This window comes from Acinetobacter sp. YH12201, assembly GCF_013418145.1.
Lineage (GTDB): Bacteria > Pseudomonadota > Gammaproteobacteria > Pseudomonadales > Moraxellaceae > Acinetobacter.
In genome coordinates, this window is sequence record NZ_VPCP01000058.1 from 1 (window position 1) to 22,219 (window position 22,219).

The 22,219-nt window shown below is 35.2% G+C and carries 22 protein-coding genes and 2 pseudogenes; 9 read left to right on the plus strand and 15 right to left on the minus strand.

All coding sequences use genetic code 11. The annotated features are described in order from the left end of the window. A partial coding sequence (locus FTU91_RS11465; RefSeq protein ID WP_180082220.1) for a transposase occupies positions 1-269 on the minus strand: 269 nt, incomplete at its 3' end. 106 nt (positions 270-375) lie between these two features. Then, positions 376-750 carry a hypothetical protein gene (locus tag FTU91_RS11470; RefSeq protein ID WP_121523821.1) on the minus strand — a complete coding sequence of 125 codons (375 nt, stop codon included), beginning with the start codon at positions 748-750 and terminating at the stop codon, positions 376-378. A 276-nt stretch (positions 751-1,026) separates the two neighbouring features. Between FTU91_RS11470 and FTU91_RS11475 the strand changes: the two genes are divergently transcribed. The 3 genes and pseudogenes from FTU91_RS11475 to FTU91_RS16620 form a co-directional block, all read left to right on the plus strand. Further along, a complete protein-coding gene (locus FTU91_RS11475; RefSeq protein WP_180082221.1) occupies positions 1,027-1,350 on the plus strand; it encodes a hypothetical protein in 324 nt (107 codons plus the stop codon). Next, a complete protein-coding gene (locus FTU91_RS11480) occupies positions 1,347-4,205 on the plus strand; it encodes a relaxase/mobilization nuclease domain-containing protein (RefSeq protein WP_180082222.1) in 2,859 nt (952 codons plus the stop codon). Before FTU91_RS11475 ends, FTU91_RS11480 begins: the two co-directional genes overlap by 4 nt. Before the next feature lie 776 nt (positions 4,206-4,981). Continuing rightward, positions 4,982-5,170, plus strand: a pseudogene (locus tag FTU91_RS16620) (type II toxin-antitoxin system RelE/ParE family toxin); the annotation flags it as partial. Between the two features lie 165 nt (positions 5,171-5,335). Here the strand turns inward: FTU91_RS16620 and FTU91_RS11485 are convergent. Next, positions 5,336-5,593 (minus strand): annotated as a pseudogene (locus FTU91_RS11485) (DNA-directed DNA polymerase); the annotation flags it as partial. A 139-nt stretch (positions 5,594-5,732) separates the two neighbouring features. Here FTU91_RS11485 and FTU91_RS11490 point away from each other — a divergent pair. Continuing rightward, on the plus strand, positions 5,733-5,894 hold the full coding sequence (locus FTU91_RS11490; RefSeq protein ID WP_004676029.1) for a type I restriction enzyme endonuclease domain-containing protein: 162 nt from the start codon (positions 5,733-5,735) through the stop codon (positions 5,892-5,894). A 71-nt stretch (positions 5,895-5,965) separates the two neighbouring features. Here FTU91_RS11490 and repM read toward each other — a convergent pair whose 3' ends face one another. Further along, positions 5,966-6,877, minus strand: a complete 912-nt coding sequence (gene repM / locus FTU91_RS11495; protein WP_004676030.1) for a replication initiation protein RepM — start codon at positions 6,875-6,877, stop codon at positions 5,966-5,968. Between the two features lie 427 nt (positions 6,878-7,304). Here repM and FTU91_RS11500 point away from each other — a divergent pair, with 427 nt between their 5' ends. Together FTU91_RS11500 and FTU91_RS11505 are read left to right on the plus strand one after the other, a co-directional pair. Beyond that, complete coding sequence (locus FTU91_RS11500) at positions 7,305-7,934, plus strand: AAA family ATPase (protein ID WP_004676032.1); 630 nt, start codon at positions 7,305-7,307, stop codon at positions 7,932-7,934. Further along, positions 7,931-8,161, plus strand: coding sequence for a hypothetical protein (locus tag FTU91_RS11505; RefSeq protein ID WP_004676033.1), 231 nt, complete (start codon positions 7,931-7,933; stop codon positions 8,159-8,161). The genes FTU91_RS11500 and FTU91_RS11505 overlap by 4 nt, the downstream gene beginning before the upstream one ends. A gap of 166 nt (positions 8,162-8,327) precedes the next feature. Here FTU91_RS11505 and FTU91_RS11510 read toward each other — a convergent pair whose 3' ends face one another. Continuing rightward, the gene (locus FTU91_RS11510) at positions 8,328-8,573 is read right to left on the minus strand and encodes a hypothetical protein (protein ID WP_180082223.1); all 246 of its coding nucleotides are present in this window, start codon (positions 8,571-8,573) and stop codon (positions 8,328-8,330) included. Between the two features lie 154 nt (positions 8,574-8,727). Between FTU91_RS11510 and FTU91_RS11515 the strand changes: the two genes are divergently transcribed. Further along, positions 8,728-8,952 carry an XRE family transcriptional regulator gene (locus tag FTU91_RS11515; protein WP_159151888.1) on the plus strand — a complete coding sequence of 75 codons (225 nt, stop codon included), beginning with the start codon at positions 8,728-8,730 and terminating at the stop codon, positions 8,950-8,952. A gap of 83 nt (positions 8,953-9,035) precedes the next feature. Here FTU91_RS11515 and FTU91_RS11520 read toward each other — a convergent pair whose 3' ends face one another. The 4 genes from FTU91_RS11520 to FTU91_RS11535 form a co-directional block, all read right to left on the minus strand. After that, a complete protein-coding gene (locus tag FTU91_RS11520) occupies positions 9,036-11,921 on the minus strand; it encodes a type I restriction endonuclease subunit R (RefSeq protein ID WP_180082224.1) in 2,886 nt (961 codons plus the stop codon). A gap of 129 nt (positions 11,922-12,050) precedes the next feature. Further along, positions 12,051-13,238: a restriction endonuclease subunit S gene (locus FTU91_RS11525; RefSeq protein ID WP_180082225.1), complete on the minus strand. Its 1,188-nt coding sequence runs from the start codon at positions 13,236-13,238 to the stop codon at positions 12,051-12,053. Next, positions 13,238-14,812 (minus strand): type I restriction-modification system subunit M, encoded by a 1,575-nt coding sequence (locus FTU91_RS11530; protein WP_180082226.1) that lies wholly within the window; start codon positions 14,810-14,812, stop codon positions 13,238-13,240. Before FTU91_RS11530 ends, FTU91_RS11525 begins: the two co-directional genes overlap by 1 nt. A gap of 112 nt (positions 14,813-14,924) precedes the next feature. Continuing rightward, positions 14,925-15,893: an ADP-ribosylglycohydrolase family protein gene (locus FTU91_RS11535; RefSeq protein ID WP_218944775.1), complete on the minus strand. Its 969-nt coding sequence runs from the start codon at positions 15,891-15,893 to the stop codon at positions 14,925-14,927. A 20-nt stretch (positions 15,894-15,913) separates the two neighbouring features. On the opposite strand from FTU91_RS11535, the gene FTU91_RS11540 reads away from it, so the two are divergent. Both FTU91_RS11540 and FTU91_RS11545 read left to right on the plus strand, forming a co-directional pair. After that, on the plus strand, positions 15,914-16,480 hold the full coding sequence (locus FTU91_RS11540) for an ADP-ribosyltransferase domain-containing protein (protein WP_034584433.1): 567 nt from the start codon (positions 15,914-15,916) through the stop codon (positions 16,478-16,480). Positions 16,481-16,492: 12 nt separating this feature from the next. Continuing rightward, positions 16,493-16,663, plus strand: coding sequence for a hypothetical protein (locus tag FTU91_RS11545; RefSeq protein WP_161788380.1), 171 nt, complete (start codon positions 16,493-16,495; stop codon positions 16,661-16,663). Between the two features lie 250 nt (positions 16,664-16,913). Here the strand turns inward: FTU91_RS11545 and FTU91_RS11550 are convergent, their stop codons facing one another. The 6 genes from FTU91_RS11550 to FTU91_RS11575 all read right to left on the minus strand — a co-directional run bounded on the left by FTU91_RS11550 (position 16,914) and on the right by FTU91_RS11575 (position 21,912). Then, positions 16,914-17,186 carry a hypothetical protein gene (locus tag FTU91_RS11550; protein ID WP_034584434.1) on the minus strand — a complete coding sequence of 91 codons (273 nt, stop codon included), beginning with the start codon at positions 17,184-17,186 and terminating at the stop codon, positions 16,914-16,916. An 84-nt stretch (positions 17,187-17,270) separates the two neighbouring features. Then, positions 17,271-17,606, minus strand: coding sequence for a DUF6527 family protein (locus tag FTU91_RS11555; RefSeq protein ID WP_034584436.1), 336 nt, complete (start codon positions 17,604-17,606; stop codon positions 17,271-17,273). Then, complete coding sequence (locus tag FTU91_RS11560) at positions 17,603-18,973, minus strand: ThiF family adenylyltransferase (protein ID WP_180082227.1); 1,371 nt, start codon at positions 18,971-18,973, stop codon at positions 17,603-17,605. Before FTU91_RS11560 ends, FTU91_RS11555 begins: the two co-directional genes overlap by 4 nt. Next, entirely contained in the window at positions 18,970-20,031 is a 1,062-nt protein-coding gene (locus FTU91_RS11565; protein ID WP_034584440.1) for an E2/UBC family protein, read from the minus strand. Before FTU91_RS11565 ends, FTU91_RS11560 begins: the two co-directional genes overlap by 4 nt. 126 nt (positions 20,032-20,157) lie before the next feature. Beyond that, on the minus strand, positions 20,158-20,709 hold the full coding sequence (locus FTU91_RS11570) for a winged helix-turn-helix domain-containing protein (protein ID WP_034584442.1): 552 nt from the start codon (positions 20,707-20,709) through the stop codon (positions 20,158-20,160). 21 nt (positions 20,710-20,730) lie between these two features. After that, positions 20,731-21,912, minus strand: coding sequence for an ATP-binding protein (locus tag FTU91_RS11575; protein ID WP_034584444.1), 1,182 nt, complete (start codon positions 21,910-21,912; stop codon positions 20,731-20,733). Positions 21,913-22,219: the final 307 nt, after the last annotated feature.

Genomic DNA, 22,219 nt, shown 5'->3' on the forward strand with positions numbered 1-22,219 from the left:
TTACGTAGAATTTCGTTAGCACGTTGCAGTTCTTTATTTTCACGTTCGAGTTGTTTAATACGTTCTTGATCTGAAAGTTGCTGTACTTTAATTGGGTTTTGTTTATCTAAATATTTTTGATACCAAACACGTAGAGTTTCAGGAGTACAACCAATCTTAGGCGCAATAGCGGTGATCGCAGCCCAATTCGATGGATAATCTTTTTCGGATTCAATCACAAGTTGAACAGCTCTATCTCTGATTTCAGGGGTATATTTTACTTTTTTCATCGGGGCATTCTCTCAGGAAAGTTGGTCTCCGACAAACCCGGTACGGTTCAGTGAAGTAATTTCATATGCACTCGTATCAACTTGATCTTACTTCACATTCAATAATTTATTTTTTCTTCTTCAAAAATTCTTTTAAATTTTCTTCAGAAATACTCGTGAAATTGTTTTCTTTTAGAAAAGTCACTACTTCTTCTACAGTTGCACCAAGGCTGAAAAGTTCAAGTAAGGTTTGCTTGTGTTGAGTAAGTAACTGATTACGTGTGATCGTCTTTTCATTCATTTTTTCTATATGACGAAAAAGAATATCTTCAAATTTTTTAGAATCATTGACACTATAAATTTTTTGATTTTTCTCAACAATTTTTGAATGCTTTTCTTCTTTTGTCGATACAGTTTCAGAAGTATTTTCTGTTGAGGATGCTAAATTTGTATTAGCTAGATTCTGAATATCAAGTTCTGAAACATTCTGGTCTTGTATCATGTTTTTTCCTAAGAATAAATATATAAGCCAATTATTCTGAATATCTTCTCTTACAGAAATGGCAAAATATGACCATTTTCTGATTTTTGAATTACTGAAAAATGTAACTTTTTGCGCTAATAAAAAAAATATAAATCAACCATTATTTTCATTAACTTTAATTCACTCACTGACCGCTAAAAAAAGTACAGGATGGGACGATGTATATCACATCGTCCAGATTCACAAATCTCGAGCTCGTTTCACTCGGTCTCAATTTGTATACAGTAGAAAAAAATGGGTATTACAACATCAAGAAAGAAACAGATCATTGTTCGTTTATCTATAGATGAACATCAGCTCATCAAAGATGCCTGTAAGGCATTACAGATGAATCAATCTGACTACATACGTAAAAAAATTTTAAGTGATGACTATGCTCAATTGATTGATCAACGTGATATTCATACGATCAGAATTCTTGGGGTTGTCCTTCCAAAAATACTGATTGAACTCAAAGGTAAGATGTTGACTCCAGAAGAGTTACCCGACATTACGGCACTCATTTATGAATTAAAAATGGTAGTTCGTCGACTCAATGACGAGGTGCTTAAGAGATGATTACTAAGATCATTCCAAATGCATTAGGCACTTCAGTAGAAGATCGTATTCATGGATTATCTGACTACATCCATCACCCAACTCCAACACGCAGCGATTATCTCAGTGACTATATTACCCAGTTGCACGCAAGTTTTAGCACTGAACTTATTTCTGAAAAATGTGTCTATTCAAATTCAAGAAACTTTTTAGATGATGATATTGCATATCAAAAAATTGAAATGTCACAAACTGCCAGTCTCAATTCTAGAGTGACTGACCCAATCGTTCATCTGGTTACAAGTTTTAAAAAATTTGAAGTACCCACGATTCAACAATTAGAAGAGCAAATCGATATTTTAAGTAAACATCTCAAAGCAGATGACTTACAAATGCAGTATGCATTGCACATGGATACAGACAATGTGCATTTTCATTTGATCATTAATCGAATCCACCCTTACAGAAAAAACAGTCATAATGAACATCAAGCAGTGGAGCTAGGCGATGGCTGGATTTTGAATGCAGTGCATAGAGCCACTGCTGAAATTGAAGCAAAACAAGGCTGGGAACCTGAGCCAAATCCTCTGTTTATCTATAATCATGAAACTGGCCAATGTGAAAAAAACATCAACCACATATCAAATCCTGATGCATTTAAAATCAGTGCAAAGATTCGTGATCAAGAACATCGACATCAACAAAAGAGTCAGTTGCGCAATGACATTGCGACTGCAGGCAACTATCAAGATGACCTTGAAAAAACCATTCAGCCTATCCTAAAAGATGCAAATAGTTGGCAGGACTGGCATCAACAATTAGCAGGTTTAGGAATTTTGTATGAGCGAAAACGTAATGGTAGTATTTTTAAAATAAAAACTGATGATCAACAGTCTCTGACGTTTAAGGCTTCTTTATTTTGCAATAAACAAGTCACATTAAAGAATTTGGAAAAATGTTGGGGTGAGTTTACGCCCCATCATTTCGATCAGATAAAAATTTCTAAGCTCAAATTTAATAAAACAGCTCAGCACAAATGGCATGAATCATCGACAATATCTGCTTATCATTTATTCCAAAGTGAAGACTTTCTAGTGAAAGAACTTCATAGCGCTTATCTCAATATGAAATCAACTAAAGATCTTTATAGCCAGAGACGTCGATCTAAATATCAGGATATCAGCTTCGAGAATGAACTTTATAAATACAATAAATCTTCTTTTTTAAAGCAACATCAAAAGAAATTTCCAGAACAGTCTACTGATACCATTTATACCCTATTGCATTATCAGCATCAGGCAGAACAACTGACCACCAGAGCTGAAATTAGAAAAGTATTTCTTTCCCAAAATCAAAATTTAAGCCAACAGACCTCTGAAAAGCTATTTGATCAAAATTTTTTGTCTAGAAACTTTGATTCAACCCAAATTACCTCTTATGCTGATTTTTTAAGATTTGTTTCACCAACTAATCCCCTATTGATACAACAACAATTTCTATTCGATCAACGTCAGTCTAAGAATTTTATTTATCAAGAAGATCCAGATATCAAGACTGCCAAAATATTATTTGATTCGGAAGATCATAAAGAGCCTATTGGGATTCAAAATAGATATGGGATTCTGGTCTTTAGTAATTATTCAATCACCCGATTACAGCAATGTATAAAGAATTTACATCCCGAGCATGAAGTATCAGTTCGAGGATCATCAGATTTTAAAAACTTATTTAAAATGCTGTCCCAACATAAATCCAATGAAATTCAAGATACAAACAAAAGTAGAACTCTGCCTGCTCTCTCAGAATTATCATTAGAGCAACTCCAAATTGGCTTCAAGCAACTCTATCAACATTTTAAGACAACAGGCGAATGCCAAAGCACAGCACTGATCAAAACTGGTTTACTTCTGAACTGTTGTGGCATCAATATGAGCCAGCTCACATCTATTTTAGCAACATGTATTCAAAAGCATCAATTGCCTCAGCTTAATCAAGACGATCAGAGTATCTTGATACAAAGGCTGCATAACCTGATCTATACACAAGCTTCAAAATTAAATAAAAAATATTTCAACTCAAATGACATTGAGCAAACCTGGCAATTATATTTTTCTTTACAGCATCAGCCTATGATCAACAAAAAATGCCATACCCTTGTTATAACCAACGATGCTTCGCAACATTTGAAAGACCTCGCACTTATACCTAAAAATCAAGTGAACAAATCCTATCAACAGACAGAATCTTTATCTGAACTAGATTACTTACAGATGTTTGAGTTTTACGAATACAGCAGAAAAGCTAAGCTACAAAAACAACAGGAATTAGAGCGGAATAATATCTTCACGATGCCAAAAGAAACATTGAAAGATTCTGATCAAATTTTACAGTCAGCCTCCCCTATTAAAAAATATCGTATCGAATACAGATTTGGAAAAACATTTTATATCGATCAAGAGAAAGTCGCTTTTTTTGAAAGTAAAAAATCTGAAAATATTACTGTACTGAGCCAACAACGTGACCATATTCACGATGCGTTATTATTAGCTAGAAATAAGTTTGGTGTTGTATTGGTCTCTGGTACAGATGACTTTAAAAGACAGGTGCAAGAAATTGCACGTGCAACAAATATAAGAATCGAATTTGACCACCCATTAGTAATAGATCGTCAAGTTGAAAGCTCAGCGAACGACAAGATAGATCACAATATTGTGCACCAAATAAATGAGCACAAGACTGTTATTCATAATTCCCCTCCAACATCACCAACTATAGAAGATCAAACACCCCCTATCGATAAAGAAAAGTCTATAACATTAGACGAAAACTCTAAGAGCCTAAACCGTACCAGTGATAGCTATGATTTTGGTTTCTAGTCCTTCAAATTAATTTTTTATAAATTCTGATAGAAGATAAAAAAATGCTAAAAAAACTAGATTTTTCATCTTTTCCGAGCTATAAATATCAGTAGCGCTTAGGTTGAGAGATAAAACTAGGTGGTTAGCTATAATTAAGTATAGCGGGAGAAAGTCACTCTTACTTAAAGACATGAAAGGATAACTCGTTTTTTACGTGTTTTTCGTGTGCTTTAAATAAGGTTAAATAGTGAAATCTTCGCAACTATACAATACATTTCTTCTTAATATTCTTCATAAATTGGTTCACAATTTATCAGATAGCTTTACTGTCTCTTTTATTAATATAAATAATTCTAAGATGTTAGAAATATTTTGTGACTCCCTTCTTTCATTTCATTTTTTTGGATACAAGTATATCCATAATAAATACTATAAAGTTCATAATGGTTTAATTTTTAGCTACACTGTAGACCACGGAAAAAAAATTATTACGTTTAAATGTGATTTGAAAAAAGAAATATCTGGGTTAGACCTAATCACTAAAAAATTGTATTTAAATCGAATATTATTCAATAGCAATTAAAATTAAAAATAGTCAAATTAATACTGAAAAGTTAATTTAACTATTTTTTCGTTATTTCTTTTAGAGTATCCAATTGAATAGCCACCAAAATTCTAGACTGGACTGCCACCACTCTCCTAGACAAATTTAGTCTATTCTTGGGCCTTTTCATAATCTAATGGAGAACGCTGACCATTGGAACCATATCTGCGTTTTGAATTGTAGAACCTCGGTATTGGAGAATCCTCGAATTCCCAAAAACAAGCTGTCAGGATATCCTAACCGCTACAAGATTAAACTTCGCAGTATTGGATATCACTTGGTTTATGAAGTCATTGATGAGGTAATTATCATCGTGATTGCTGTAGGCAGATGTGAAAACAATGCTGTCTATAACGAAGCCAACTCTCGCCATTCATAGGTAATTTACTACTTTAAGCAGAAATTCCTTTACAGAGGAATTTCTGCTTATTGGTTGTATTGAATAAACTAAATGGCTTCATATTAGTTGTTTTTTTATTCTTAATTGAAATCAAATTGAAACTAATTAGTAACTAGAATTATGTTCTCAAAATAAGTATCATCACTATTTCACACTCAGTAATTGATCCCACTTAAAGTAGTTCTGTGTCAGTGAATCTCGGGACATATTTCATGTTCTGTTCAGCATTAAACTTGCACCCAAGGCAATCTTGGTTTTGCCATACTTAAGATAAATCGCTTCAAGGAAATCCATCAAAGCATCACTGATCTCTACATGCTGCATGTCTGTAAACATATCATAGACATGATTTTCCTTTGGTTCGAGACACGTCAGAATCATGCCACATTTCTTGAATGCTATACCGGCAACAACATATAGCTAAATTCTAAAGGCTGTAGCACGTAAATATATTTGTAAAATACTATTTTACAATGGTTTTTGATGTGCTACTAAATTAAGTAATCAGCTATAGTCAAGCGATCATGCAACAACTGTATGAATGGCTCAACCAACATCATCTGACGATGCCAGGGCGAAGCTAAGAGTCATTGTGAAGCGCCTACTCAAGAAGTATAGTTATCCACCTGATATGGCTTTATTGGCTACAGAGACTGTGCTTGAGCAGGTTGAAAAATTAGCAGAAGAGCTCTCTGCTGCTTAATTTTTTTGTAATCAAATTAAAATCATTACAAAACTATATTAATTGTATATAACAACTAATCTAGTTGCATTCTATAATTCAAGACCTAACTCTTTGAGGACGCCAGCATACTTTCTGACAACCTCGGCATCTTGTAGTTCGATCAGAAGCCTTTTCTCTAGATCAGCATAGCTTTCCCCTACTGCAGCTTTTTGGCTTGCAAATGGATCATGGTGAGCCAGCTTGTTGGCAAACAATTTGATCTGTTTGTCACTCAGCTTTTTAGGGGGTGTTTGGACACTCAATGCTGTGTTTTTTGAGCTGAATGAGAAAGAGAAACCAGTAATAACTCTACCTGATTTATGTTGTTCATACGATGCAACAATATCGGTCTTCTCGTTGATTTGAGTAAGAGCTAAATCAAGCACCTTCTTCTTGAAGTTACCCATGATTTGATACTCATCAGTACCAAGACCCAGCTTAAAACGAAAGTCTTCAATATTGAATAATGGAGTTTTTCCAACACTTCGCCATTGAATTAAGAGCTCATATAAGCGAATAGCATACTTACTTGATAAGGAACTGATCTGCTTTAATTCATAAGAGGTAAATGAACGCTCTAACTGGGTAATAAGCGGAATAACATCAGGCGCAAAAACTAACTCCAAAATACCGGCACTATCAACATAGGCTATTTTGGAAACCCAACGAGACTTCACGATCTTTTCCTGCTGAGTTCCCTCATGGATACCCTTGTAACTGAACTTACGCTCAAACAAGCTATTAGCCGCATTCTTTAATGCTTCGTAGGCTGCATGCCGATCCACATTGAATTGCTTCATATAATGCTGTGCATGGACTTCTAGGGTGGTATTGGCATCAATCCCCTTACTCAGATCTCTAGCTTGAACAATCGCTAAAAGAATCAGTCTCTGCTCAGTAGTATCTAAGTTATAGCTCGCATTAATGAGTGCATTGTCTTTAACAACTAATTCTTTTGACATACAGACATTCCTAGTTTTTTGCCTTAATAAATATACCTAAACATTTTTAGTATGTAAATGGTGGGAAAAGGTATCGGTATTGGTGGGAAAAGGTATCGGTATTGGTGGGAAAAGGTATCGGTATTGGTGGGAAAAGGTATCGGTATTGGTGGGAAAAGGTATACATATGTCCTCTGAAATGCTGATGTAGCAAGACTTTCAGGCAGCGTAAAAATATTAAAAATTAAAAAATAAAAAATAAAAAAGAAATTTGTTGAAAAATTGGTATTTTATTGTTTAAAAATTAGCCAATTAAGGTTTGAAAGTCAAAGTGGTATTTTATTAAAAATTAATCTGGTGGGAAAAGGTAGTTATATGGATAATCTCTTTACTTAATAGCAATCTGATTCTATATTACATTCAAACTAGTTATAAACTAAATGTAAAAATGATCATCTTAATTGGTAGTCAAAAAGGTGGATGCGGTAAATCAACAATAGCCATCAACATTGCAGCATATCTTGCTAAACATAACAAAGACATCGTACTTGTTGATGCAGATCCTCAGCAAAGCTCAGCTAATTGGGTAAAAGACCGTGATGAAACAAGTCTACCCAAAGTACATTGTGTTCAACGCTATGGCGATATTAAGAACACACTGAAGGATTTAGATGGTCGCTATGACTATGTAATTGTCGATGTTGCTGGGCATGACAGCAAAGAGCTTAGAACAGCAATGTTAACTGCTCACTATCTGGTAGTGCCATTTAGACCATCACAATTCGACTTGGATACTTTACCTCATTTATCAGAAGTCATTGACCAAGCGAAGTCCTTTAATGAGGAGCTGAAGTCATTTGGATTACTAACATTAGCTCCTACAAATCCATCAGTATCTGAAGTGCAACAAGCAAATGACTATTTAGCTGACTTTCCGTTGTTCACAACCTTGTCGTCAGTGATCCATGATCGTAAAGTTTATCGTGATGTCACAGCTGAAGGAAAAGGTGTTGTTGAATCAAACAACCCCAAAGCAACAGAGGAGTTCGAGGCTTTTATGGAGGAACTTCTAGCATGATCAAGAAAAGAGAAACTACGAACCTTCTTTCTGAAGAAGAATTCATTAATGGTGCTAATGAACAGCTCACACCAAAATTAGACCCAAAAGCTTCCAGAAAATTTAAGACACATACGATCCCGATGAATGAATATGAGTATCAGTTGCTCGCTAAGTTAGCTGAAAAGTACGGTCAAACTCATAATGGAATTATCAGATTTGCTTTGAAGAAACTTAGTGAAGAATAGCAACTAATTTAGAACTAAATTACAACTATTTTGGTTTTAAATTAGCTGTGTTTTGGATGTAAAAAAATCCTTAATCATTAAGGGCTTTTTTGTATCTAAATCTTTCCTCTTTTATAGCGTTTACTCTAATTTCAACTGCTACAAAAGAGGAAAGACGATTCATCAATTAATAGTCAAAGTTGAAGAAGTGTTCTGGGAAACAGGAAAGGAATGCTTTTTGAATATCATTGTATTCACCTTCTGGATGTTCCTCTAGATAACGTCTAGTCCAAATCAGTGTGGCTTCATAATCGTTAAAGCACTGATCGAGTTGTAAAAAAATCCACAGTCCATGGGCTTTTTGAATGAAAAAGTCATTGATGATCATGAGAGCAATTTTCTTTTCAGTGTTTGAATCCGGGTATGAGTACATAGTATGTTTCTCCGATAGAGATGATAAAATAGTTTCGTTGATAAACCATTTATAGCACATAAAATTATGTGTTTACCACATAATTTTATGTGTTTTTATGTAAATGTAACCCTATGCTATAATCTCAAAACACCATTTCTATAAATTTAATCAAATGCCATATACTGAATTTCAACGTCTTGTCGGTAAAGCAGGGCTTTCAATTAAGGAATTTGCTGCCTTATTGGATATGAAACCTAATTCGATTACGAATTACAGTAAACAAGGTGTGGTTCCTACACATATTGCTGTAATCGTTGCGTTGATTTCTACGATGAAAGATGAGGGATTAGATTTCTATCCAATTTTTGAAAAAGTTAAGTCGTATTCACAAGACTAAAACTCTTATTTTTTGATTGTTTTTAGTGGTTAGTCATGACGTAAAAAATGCCTGAAGTTCAGGCATTTTTTATTTTGAGGGATTTATAAACCTCGATAGAACTTTTCAATAAAATTTCGAGTTTTGAGAACCAGAGTATTCATCAGGGTCTTACGTTCTGAGATCTTAGGACGCGCAATCGGTAAGTCTTTGACATCTTCTCGGCTAGGTAAACGCTGGGTGTATTCATATTGGCTGAGCACCGTTTTGAAGACTTCAGGTTTGATGGCTTCTTTTTGACACAGCTCATTCAGTGCCTTTTCTTTTTCCACATCCCAAAACTGAGCAAAGGCTTGTTCAACGCTTTGACCATCGGCCATGCGTGGAATGTTTTCATCCAGGAACTTTTGAATCAACTCTTGTTTGTCATACAGGTTGTGATTGGTCGAGATGATATCTTGCACCTGGGAACGGTACTGCTGTTTCTTTTCAGGATCTTTATGATTGACCACCGATTGTAGTAAATTCAGGATATAACCGACATTCACGGTATCGCGGTGGATCAGTTCCAGCTGGAAATTGACGTCATTGAGGACCGATACTTTGTCTTTAGGCTGGAGCACACGGACGTTGTTGTACAGATATTTGTATTGTGAGGTATGTTTCTGGAATTCTGCCTTGTTTAAATCGGTATCGTCCTGGTCATACTCGACAAAGTTTTCCAATTGGGCATTGATCCGCATCACCTCACGGAAGGCTTTGACGTACTCCAATTGCTGTTCTTCGGTTTCCAGCGTATTGGGGACTTGATCCGGATCTGGGGCAATACTGAGTAAATGGGCGACCGCAGCATTGTACTTTTCCTTGATGCTGTCGAAACTTGGAATCAGCACGATTCTTTGTGCTTCATCCTTATTTGAGAATAAGGTGAGGGCTTGATCTGTGGCCTGTTTCAGGTTACGGAAGCACAGAATATTACCGAACGGCTTATCTGCATTCAGAATACGGTTGGTGCGTGAAAAGGCTTGAATGAGACCATGATATTTAAGGTTCTTGTCGACATACAGGGTGTTAAGTGGTTTTGAGTCAAAACCGGTCAGGAACATATTCACTACGAGCAAAATATCAATTTCTTTTTTACGTACCCGGTTGGCAATATCACGATAGTAAGCGTAGAACTCATCGCCTGAGTTGTAGTTCTGGCCAAATTTGGCATTGTATTCAGCAATGTATTGATCGAGCTTGTCCCGGTTGGATTGGCTGATCCGGGTCGGGAGATCCGCAGACTCTTCTTCAATTAAACCACTGTGATCTTCGACTTTGAGTTCTTCATTTGCTGCAAAGGAAAAAATTGTGGCAATGGTCAATGGGGTATAAATCCCCCCTTGTTCTTCGGCTTGCTGCTGTTTTTCCTGCTGTACTTTTTTGAACAGTTCGTAGTACTGAGTCAGGACTTCAACAGAACTGACACAGAACATCGCGGTGAAGGTTTTATTTTTGGTTTTGATGTGGTGATTATCCAGGATATAGCGGGTAATCATTTCGAGACGGGCAGGGTTATCAAACAGTTCTTTGGTATCAATCCCTTCTACATCTTCTTCATAGCTGTCGCTATTTTCGATGCCATTGCTGGTGTATTTGCCCAGATAGGCAATCTGGAAGGGCAGGACGTTCCCATCACGAATGGCATCGGTAATCACGTACTTATGCAGGCATTCGTCAAACAGGGCATTGGTGGTGACTGCTTTTGAGTCAATTTTCAGTTGGCTGTTTTTCTCAAAAATTGGCGTTCCGGTAAAACCAAACATTTGCGCTTGATTAAAGAAGCGTTTGATATTGCGATGGGTATCGCCAAATTGGCTACGGTGACATTCATCAAAAATGATCACGACTTTTTTATCTTTGAGGTAACTGATCTGATCGCTATAACGGTCAGAACTAATCGCAATATTAAGCTTTTGTAAGGTGGTGACAATCAGTTTGTCATGCTTCTGGCCCAATTGAGTGACCAGGGTGCCGGTATTCTTGGTGGTATCGACACTGTCTTTTTTGAAGGCGTTGAATTCACGCACCGTTTGGGTATCGAGGTCACTGCGATCCACCACAAAGAGGACTTTTTCAACTTCAGGCAAGCGCATGATGAGTTGACTGGCTTTGAATGAAGTCAGGGTTTTTCCTGAGCCGGTAGTGTGCCAGATATAGCCATTTTGCGCTGAATGTTGCACACGCTGAATAATCTGCTGTACCGCATAGATTTGGTAGGGACGTAGCACCATCAAACGCTTTTCAACTTCCAGGATCACCATGTATTCGGTCAGCATTTGGGTGATGTGCTGATGCTTTAAAAAGGCTTCGGCAAAGGTGTCGATTTTATGGATGTGCTGGTTGTCAAAATCTGCCCAGGGGAAGGTAAATTCGAAATTGCTGGTGCCGGTTGAATAGTAATGGGTGTGGTCACGATTACTGATCACGAACAGCTGGATGTAATTAAACAGACCTGCTCCGCTACCATAAGCAACTTTGGCATAGCGTTGGGTTTGGTTAAAGGCTTCAGGAAGCTCTACCCCAGCGCGTTTTAGCTCGATTTGTACCAAAGGTAGGCCATTGATCAGCAAGGTGACATCAAAGCGACTGGTGTGGCCATTACTGGTACTGTGATCGATGGCGATCTGATTGGTCACTTGATAGATATTTTGACCAGGATCGGCAAACAAAAAATCAATATGGCGTGTAGAACCATCATCAAAGTTCACCGGGAAGCGATTACGTAGCACTTTGGCACAGTTAAAACTATTGCCAGCCTTGAGATGATTGAGGACTTGTGCCCATTCATTTGCAGAGAAAGAAGCGATGCCATTAGCACGTTCAACTTGAATTTTTAGATTGCTCAGCAGTTGAGTCTCATCTTTAAGATCAACCTGGTGATAGCCTAGGTTTTTGAGCTGTTCAATGAGTTCATTTTCAATTTGAGCTTCGCTTTGTACGGACATCTCTTTCTCTAATTTTTTATTGAATTACGGTGATCTAAGTGAAATCCATCTGACTGAAGCTCGAAACATACGGTGATGTTTTACCCTCAAAGTCTTTCAATCAGATGGTTGGATTGGCTTTCTAGATATTTAAACAAACATTTGTTGTAAAAGCCCTTTTTTCCAAAGCTTGGCTTGTTCTAGCTGCTCTGAAACAACATCGATTTTTTGGTCGATGGCAGATAAGAATTTAGCGATTTTGGTTTGTTCTTCGATGCAGGGGACTAAAATTGGGCAATTTAAAACATCTTCTTTCTTTAGATTTGTTTGTCCTACCCCACTATCAAAAGCTAAATAATACTGATGACGATTGAGCTGGTATTGGAAAAATTTTGGATAATGGTCTTTATAAAAAATAAACATGCCAATGCGTTGATTTAATGCAAAATTTGAACCATCTTGAATATACATTACTTTGGCTAAAGCCTTACCATTTGGTACATCACTCATGACCATAACTAATGAATCATTCATGACTTTTTGATTACATTTATTTACTTTTTTAGCGACATTTCCATTAGTTGAGAGGAACTTTGAATTAATCAAGGTATATGAGCCATCACTATCTACGTCATTTTCATGCCCTTTACCATTGACGAACTTAATTATTTCACCAAGTGTCTTACTTTCCCATTCCCCAAATTCACTGCCATCATCAGCGTTAAAACGAATCTGCTGACTAAACAGCTTTTGCATCATGCCTTGTTTATATTGGCCCAGAAGGTGGAGTTTTTGCGAAAGCTGACTAATCTTTTCATCCACTGCTGAAAGAAAAGTGGCTATTTTTGTTTGTTCTTCTTTTGAAGGAGCAATTAATTGGAGCGGTTTTAAAACCTGCAAATTAATATTTTTTTGTGCATTTTGAGTAGCCTGAGAATCTAAATTTTCTTTTTGTAGGTCAATTAAGTTCTTTAAGAAAATTGTATTAGCTAAATCTTTCTTAGCTTGGATTGCTACCACACTATCAGGACAAGCAACAGCATATTGAGTAATTGTTGTATCACCAATATTTGCAGCAATTGTGATTAAAATAGTATCCACGGGAAAAACCTTACTAACTTTAATACCGTCAGCGTTTAACGTTTGGCTATAGCCCTTTAAATACACATCAGAACCAGTAACATCACCAGTCTGAACAAATGGCATTTCTCCACCAAAATAACGTGGGTCATTTCGAGGACGAACCGAAAACTTACCTCGTTCAACTTCTGCCAAATTTTCTAACGTAGTTTCTTCCCAGTCATCGGTAAACTCAGCGAATCTCAATATAGGTGTCATTACTTCACCTCCGCAAAAGGTGAGTCAATGCCAAGTTCTGTGCAGAATTCAGCAATCACTTTGTCGGTATTTTGGCTTTGCTGCTCAAGTTCTTTGAGTTGCTGTGCAATGGCATTCAGATCAATTTCATCTTCAACTTCAAAGGTATCGACATAGCGAGGAATATTGAGGTTGTAATCATTGTCTTTCACTTCTTGCAGCGTAGCAACCTTGGCATATTTCTCGATATTTTGACGCTGTTCAAAGGCTGCAATGATCTTATCGAGATGCTCAGGCAATAGCTTGTTTTGATTCTTTTGTTTGTCGAAGTCATTGCTGGCATCAATGAATAAAATATCGCCTGTGTTTTTACGGTCTTTCTTCAGTACCAAAATACAGGTTGGAATAGATGTACCGTAGAAAATGTTGGCAGGTAAGCCAATCACAGCATCAATAACATTGAGTTTTTCAATCAGGTACTGACGAATCACCCCTTCACTTGAACCACGGAACAACACACCATGCGGTAGAACAACCGCCATCGTGCCATTGTGATCGAGTTGATGAAGCATGTGCTGAACAAAAGCCATATCCGCTTTTGAGCTTGGTGCAAGCTTACCAAAACGGCTAAAACGTTCGTCTTGCAAGAAGATTGGATCTGCTGACCATTTTGCCGAGAATGGCGGATTGGCGACCACTGCTTCAAAACGCTGATCAATGTGTTGTGGGCGAGTGAGCGTGTCTTCTTGCTTGATATCGAATTTAGCAAAATGAACATCATGCAGAATCATGTTCATGCGTGCCAAGTTGTAGGTGGTACGGTTCATCTCTTGACCGTAAATCATATCGACATCTTGAACTTCACGTTTGACACGTAAAAGTAATGAACCTGAACCACAAGTTGGATCATAGACTGAACGCAGACGTTGTTTGCCTTGAGTCACGATCTTTGCAAGCAAGGTGGATACGGTTTGCGGTGTATAGAATTCACCTGCTTTTTTACCTGCACCAGATGCAAACTCACCAATCAGGTATTCGTACGCATCACCCAATACATCTGATTCTGAGTTACTGAGATCAAAATCAATATTGTCTAAATGCGTCAGTACTTTGCTGACCAATTCATTACGATCGTTGGCATTGTTGCCGAGTTTGGTTGAATTGAGGTCGAGATCTTCAAACAGATTGGCAAAGTCATCTTCAGATTCAGCACCTAATGTACTACGTTCGATTTCTCGTAAGGTATTTGAAAGCTCATCAAGAATAAACTCACCTTGACGGCCACGCTCAGCAATTGTGTGGAACAGTTGCTTTGGAGCCAGGGCATAACCTACTTCTTCTACAGAGTTTTCTTTAATACCATCAATGAGTTCAGCGTGGTCAGGGTTATTTTCATCAAGTTGGTGATATTTTTCTGCTAGGCCTTCATCTTTCAACAGTTCATCAGCAAAAGAAATCGCTTTTTCAGACAGGTATTTGTAGAAAATGAAGCCGAGAATGTAGTCGCGGAACTCATCAGCCCCCATTTTTCCGCGTAAATCGTTCGCAATATTCCAAAGATGTTTTTGTAATTGTTGAAGTTGAACCTGAGTCATGAAGCAAGAATCTCTAGTAATACCTAAATTTGCTTAAGTATAACGAGTATCTGCTTATAAAAATTAAGTTTTTGGGTTGCTAACTCTCGAATTGGGTATATGAGATTCTATGTTAAATAAATTTAATATTTGAATATCTAGTTTCTAGTAATCGTTTTAATAAAGGATAAACTATTTCCTTACCTCTTAATCCAGAGATCCAATGTTCAGGTATGTTATTAAAACCAAATCGAATTCCTGCAAGTCCTCCAGCGATACAAGCAGTAGTATCAGTATCATTGCCAAAGGATATGGCTTTTTTGATTACAGTGGAGTAACTTGGCTCTTTAATACATACTAAAGAACTCATAAGAGAATCAACAACATATGATCCACCATGACATTCATTTAAGTCGTAGGAAAGAATCTGGTTTTTTAATTCTTTTAGAGCATCAAAATAATTGTATTTAGTATAAATATTAATAAGCTCATGTTTTGAATTTTTTATTGCAATTTCGGGAGTAAATTCTAAAAGAAGGTTTTTAGCTATTAAACAATATAATGCACAACAAGCCTGAGATCTAATATGTGGGTGAGTTATTAAAGATTGTTTATGCGCCAAATCAATAAGTTCCTTACTAGATCCTTTATGCCAGAGAGCTAAAGGTAAACATCTCATTAAAGAACCATTTCCATTGTGATATTCATTTGGGGAATTGTCTATTTCAAACTTTTTCTGTTTTCTATATGCATTAATATATGCATAAGTTTGGATGCCAACATCAAAAGTGTAGTTATCTACAGACATATAACCATTCTCAAGCCACTTAACTAAACGGTTCAAAAGATCAGTTAGGTCTAATTTGTTATTATCTAATAGGCTTGAGAGCAAAATTAGGCTTTGTGCTCCATCATCAGACCATGTACCAAATCTTACATTAGGATAAGTTTTATTTTTAAGATCTTTAGGGTAGATATCTATATCTTTAATTTCATATTTTTCTTTAAATTCATATGGAACACCTATTGCATCCCCAATTAAAAGGCCAAATATCCCTCCATATATTTTATTTTCAATGTCATAATTGTTACTAATTTTCATATACAAGCCTCATAGCGGTCATGAATGACATAGATTTAATCAACAAATGGATTAAACAATCAGATTCTTTAGAAAACTACGAAGATTTTTTACACGCTATTCAAAAAGATGGAAATATGTCCCATTTTAAGAGTAAGTATGGGTTATCTGATGCTGAGTCTGTTGCAATACAATTTTACACAGGTTATGGGTCTAAAGTCCTTAATCAAAATATAGGAAACCAGTTTTTTTCTGATATTAAACAACTCCTTTTAATAGCATTAGAAAAATTGCCTAATTTTCAGGGCATTGTCTGTAGAAATGATAAATATATAGATAATAAAGCATGGATAGATAGTCATATCAAAGGAAAAATAATCACATATCCATTCTTTATGAGCACTTCTAAGGATGAGGGATTCTATGAAGATTATGATGTAGAAATCTATTTTGAGACAAAAAAAGGTAAAGATATTAGTTGGTTAAGTTATGTTAATTACTATAATGAAGATGAGAGAGAAGTGCTAATTTGTCCTCCTTCTATGTTTGAAGTTCTTAATAAAACATGCGAAAATGGAAAAATAGTCATAGATCTATTTGAGCTATAAGTAGGTAAAATTATGAGTGATTCAGTTATATCAAAAGTATCAGAAAAACAGAGAAGCTTAGAAGCCTTAGTAGCTCATCGTACAAAGATTAAGGCTGCGCGTAAATTTCACCAACCTAGTAGTGTTTATTTAAAAAATAGAATATTGGCAGAATCTAAAATTAATTATATTTTGTCTAAATGATAAAAAATTCTAACATTTCGTTAGGATTTTTTATTATTTAATAATATCTATTATATTAAATTGAGATGGTAATCCCCCCTAAAAAATAATAGGGTCTAAAAGTAGATCTTTTCTTACCCTATAATCTTTGCCGCAGGGTTAGCTAACTAAGACGATTAGTTGTTATGGTTGGAAATTCTAACGCTAATAACAAGTATCGGGTATTGAGCTAGAGAATTACCTTCATATTTATCGTACATTTCTTTTTATCTTAATTATATTTATTAAAAGTTTTAAAATATTCTTTACTTGAAGTAACTAATGTCCAGATAATAATGCATATAATCAGATAGTTATAACGTTTAAGTAATCTATATGGTTCTAAGCCTTCTAACAAGGTACCCGCAACTTGGCTATGTAATTTCGTGAGTTGATAGTCCATTCCAATTTTAATGAGCAATGAAATCCCAACACCTGTAATAATAATCCAACATAGTTTTTTATTAACTAAAAATGGAAAGAAAATTGTTGCTAATATATTCATTGTATTTTTCTTCTTAAGTTAACCTTCAATAATTAAGTTTTAAATCATTCCTATCAAATGAACATTTCAAATCAAAGTACAGATCTAGTTACACCATGTAATTTTTCCATTTTTGATCCAAAAGTGAGACTTACAACCTTTTTTCAGAAAAACTGAAGGAAATAAACTAATCTGATTCTGTGAGTTAATATTTATGTCCCAGCGAGGTTTTGCCTCTTTAATAATTGGTAACTCTATAGTGTAACCACAACCACATGGACACTTTAAACCTACACACCAGATTTCATCATCTTCAATAGCAACGACTATAGATCTAATTGGCATCTTGTCAGGTAAAGAGTCCCCATTTAGTTGAATTACCGAACGAGAAAAGACCATATCTAAAAATAGAGTTAGGTATTTGAAAAAAAATTGTTTCATTTCACTCCTCCAAGATTAGGCATTCCTAAGAGTGGAGTAGTGATACCTTTACCGACATTAGTCCTAGAAACTGAAGTAAAGTCATCTTCCTTAAAATACTCAGTTTCATTAGCACCTAGGCAAATGACAGTTCTTGCATAATTAGAATTATTTTCTTGTCGGAACAAAAACGTTCTAGCTATAAACTCGTTTATACAATAGCTTGCAGCGAGCATATTAAGCGAAATTACAGAGGGAGCCTCTTCATGAACACCCTTGAAATAGCCTTCTTGCAACTGTTTTTCATAGATATCAGGTGAAGTATCTTTCAAATATTCTGCTCTCAAAGAGTCTGGTGTATAAACTTCTCTATCTTTCAGGGAACTTCTATGAGGTTGGATATAATCTAGCCGGGCACACACTTCTGTAATAAAAGGTTTTCCATCTTTTGATCCTGTTGGGATTGTTACGCCGATATCAAAGATAGGTAAAAGAAAATGCTCACCAACTAAATCTACATACATCCTTGCCGAAACCGTATCAACACAGCTGAATAAAACATCACAAGTTGCTGCCTCGAAAATAGCCGGCTGAGTACCAATCTTGCTATCTAATATTGTTAAGACAACATCAGACCTATATTGGTTAATAGCATCAGCTAGAACTTTAACCTTCGATTTTTGATTCTCAGCATCCTGAATAGTTGAATTAAGAATTCTATTCAAATTCTTATGTTCAATAACATCATCATCGATCAAGACAAGATGGCCAACTCCTAATCTGGCAAGGTTTTCAATAACAATTGATCCTGTACCAGATGCCCCTATAACACCAACTTTAAAATTTTTTAGACTTTGGGTCATATCGGCTGAAAAAGGCATAACGTTGCTCGACGATTGTCGAGCAACTAATTCAATGTTTTGACCTACAATTAAGAACTTATCAATATATTGTGGGGATAAATTCTTATCATAGAAACGCCCCGTTAATTTTCCTTCAGGTGTCACTATTACTGAGCCATGTAATTGGTTATATGCTGCAAAAATACAAGGTATTACTTTCTGATCACTTTCATCATCAGCAATCGAAAACTGATTTAGATTTGATGGATGGGAATGAATTAAAAATAAACTGAGATTTTTTCCCTCTCCCTTTTCAATCGCTTCTTCTATATATTTTCCAGGCCAAGTTAAGTAATCAACTTTACGAATACATTCACTATGCGGCACTAACAAAATATCTTGAACCAAAAAAATAATTTGATCATTTATTTTGTTGCATGAAGTAAGTGCTATAGCACTGGCTTCTAACCCATCTCCCGGAAATAGATGACGTTTTAAGTCATCTAAATGGGTATCCGTGATTCTAAAATGAGTTTGTAAAATCATGGCTGCACCTCACGAAGTAATGATTCTTCAATAAGTGCAAAGTGTGTAATAACATTATCACATGCTGGATTCCAAGCAGAAAGAGGACTACGATGCCGAGACCATCGTTGATAAAGTTTACCTTCAATTGATTGATCTACTTCAGTACAAGATGGAATAGCACCAGTCGATAATTGAATTCGAGGATATGTATAAAACATATCAATTTCAGCTTGAGGATAGGCAATAGGGATTTCAATTGCGATGGAAATTACTTGATGGCTGTATCCTTCAGGTAATTGGTAGTTATCAACTATGAGCCAGCGACGATTTTGCTCAATAATAGTTCGAAAATTTCCAAACACCTGGTTTAAATATTCATTGTCTTTTGGAAGAATCTGAAAACTATTTACAACTGCATCCCCATTATTTACTTCTCGTGGAATTAGTCGAAGTTTTTCAATACCAGGCTTTGCTAAATCTATTACCGAATTTGATGTGACTTCTTGTTTAGGCTCACCTTGAATCTTTAAAATAATTTGATAATTCTCAGCATCTTGAATACCTGCTAAAGATAATGCTTCAGAAACAATAATTTGAGATTTATCTACCTTAATGATTGTACCTTGAACATTGAGCTCATAAGTTTGCTTCGGCAATTGAGTATAGATATCTTCAATACCAGCTTCAGATAAGTTAATAACAGTTTGTTCACTGATCATTAAATCCGCTTCTTCCGATTTAGATAAAAAGAAGGATTTATTTTTCAGTCCTGTTAGAACTTTTAAATGCTTCAAGGTAATGTTGTTTTCAGGCCACTCATAGTTAAAGCCGTCAATTTTTAACTTAAAACTACGATCACCTTCAAGGATAAAAAACTTATCACCCTTCTCAAAATCTATACTCTCTTCAGGACTGATTTCCTCCATACCTGATTGATTAAGCACCTGGTACAAAAGAACATTGTCCTTTGAAGAGTATCCAAGTGATCTCAATAGCTGAGATCCGATAGGGGAATGATCCTCAATAGATCCATGTTTAAAGGTTAAATCGCTGAGAGAATAAGCAAATTGTTTCATGTATAGCTCCGAATTCTGATTAATCTGGTTAAATTAATTTCATTAACCAGGGTGTAAAAAAACTTGCTGGAATAAAGCTACACCAAAAATCTGCTTAAGTAAATATTTTTAAGCAGATTTTTCGATTTAACAGATACTTTGGTAAATGAACTCTATGCCGCCTGTTTCTGCTGTTTCTTCAAACCGCAGAATATACCCATCATCAACTAATTTTTTTAGTTTGCTACTAGCATTTGGAACAGATATATCAAACGCATTCGCAACTAAGGCTGTAGTAACTTTTTTTTGCTCAAGAATCAATTCTAAAATTTCTAAATTTGCTTTGGTTAGCCTTGGACCTAAAATTTGAATACCCTGATCCAATTTTATAGCAATAGGTTGTTTCAAAACTTGAGCTATATAATCTATATTATCGATGATATCTTGATCTTCGATATAAGAAACATACAAACCTTTTTTCCCTTTATAAAGCTGAGCTAAAAGAATAATACTTTCTCTAGTAAAAGAAGAGTCAACAAACTCTATACCTTCAAAAGACAATTCAAAAATAGTACTAGATGCATGTTTTTCAATAAACTCTCTCATTAAAGAAAAAACTTCACGCCCTTTTTGCGTACCATAAGGCGAGCTCTCTTTAGTAAAATCTATTAGTTTCATAATTTTGGCTATCTGGTTCATGCTGTTCTTTTAATCAGATTATTATATTTTGTCAAGGATTATTGTTAGAACATAGTGAGTTCCTTGTAATATCGTTAACCCTGTTTTTTGTTTAGCTTCTTCAGAAATTAGAAGACCATCCCTATAAGGGAAAATGATTTCTTGATCTCTTTGTCTTATAGATAATGTAATTGATTTAAGATTACTAGACTCTAAACCATTATTTTTATTAGCGATCAGTTTTAATTTGCTGCTCCCTCGTTCTAAGCCCATACCTCGGCCATCCATTCCTGTTCTAGAAATACCGCCCTTGTTTAGAATGTAAGTTAGCAAGTCAATATCAGCAGAACTTTCATTAAAACCAAGTTTCTCAAAAAGATTCTTATATTTCTCTAACTTAGATGCTTCATTTCTTAAAGTAGCTAACAATCCTGGACCACTATCAGATACAGAAACTACAATTTTTTTATACTTAGGTAAGTTATAAGTTTGGAGAGCTACATAACCATCTAATTCAGATTTACCATGATCTCTAATATTTGTAATTAATTCTGTTATTAGATGACTAAGTTTCCCCAGAATAACTTTATTTTCATCTTCAGATAGCTCACCACTTATACATTTTTTTAAACGCGGTAATTCTGAACCTTCATACACATCTTTGATTGGAAAAATTTCAACTAAGTTTTCGGAATTAGAGTTATATTTTTTAGCTGAAGACTCGTTTGGTCTATACGGTAAAATTATTACATTAGGCTGGATTTGATCAAAAAAACCACACCGGTCCAAGTAGCTAAAACCCTTTGAATTTCCTTCAAACATAAGGGTAACTTTCGAACCGCTCAATGCTAATTGGTTGGTTAAACTTAGAATTTTAAGTATACAATCTAAAAATATAGGTTTATTAGGAAAATGAAACTCAATTTCAGACTTCATATTCAATAAGTTTGGATACTTTTTTAATACTTGTTCAATATTTGAAGCACTTAACCAACTAGAAGAACTATCAAAAGATATTCTTTTAATATTAGGGGTTACATAACTCCATATATTTTGCTCGTTCTTAGTTAAACCTTCTAAATCTAAGGCTTTATATAGCTCAGAGTTAATAGTCGTATGAGTAATAGTAGTTCGAGTAGAATCCAAAAGTAATGCAATTTTTCTTGCTTTAAGAGGACCTTCTTTTTCTAAAACATCAAGAATATTTTTTAGTAAATTACTCATAAATAGAATTCAATATTATAAAAGCTTAAGAGCACTATTTATTAAGAAAATTTTGTACTCAGTTTACAAACTTATTCTATCTGATTTCACAATAAATCATTACTGGAACTTCTTAAACTATTCAATAAATAACTATAATCATTTTGTTTCTTTAAGGTATACCCTAAAGTTACAATCTGAAAGTTCATGAAATTATGTATCATTTAAATGATTTTTAATCATAAGTAACATGTAACTTTAGTGTTAAAGAATTATAATTTACGAAATTGTTCATTTTTATCCAATTGGGGCGTGAAAAAGTGAAAGG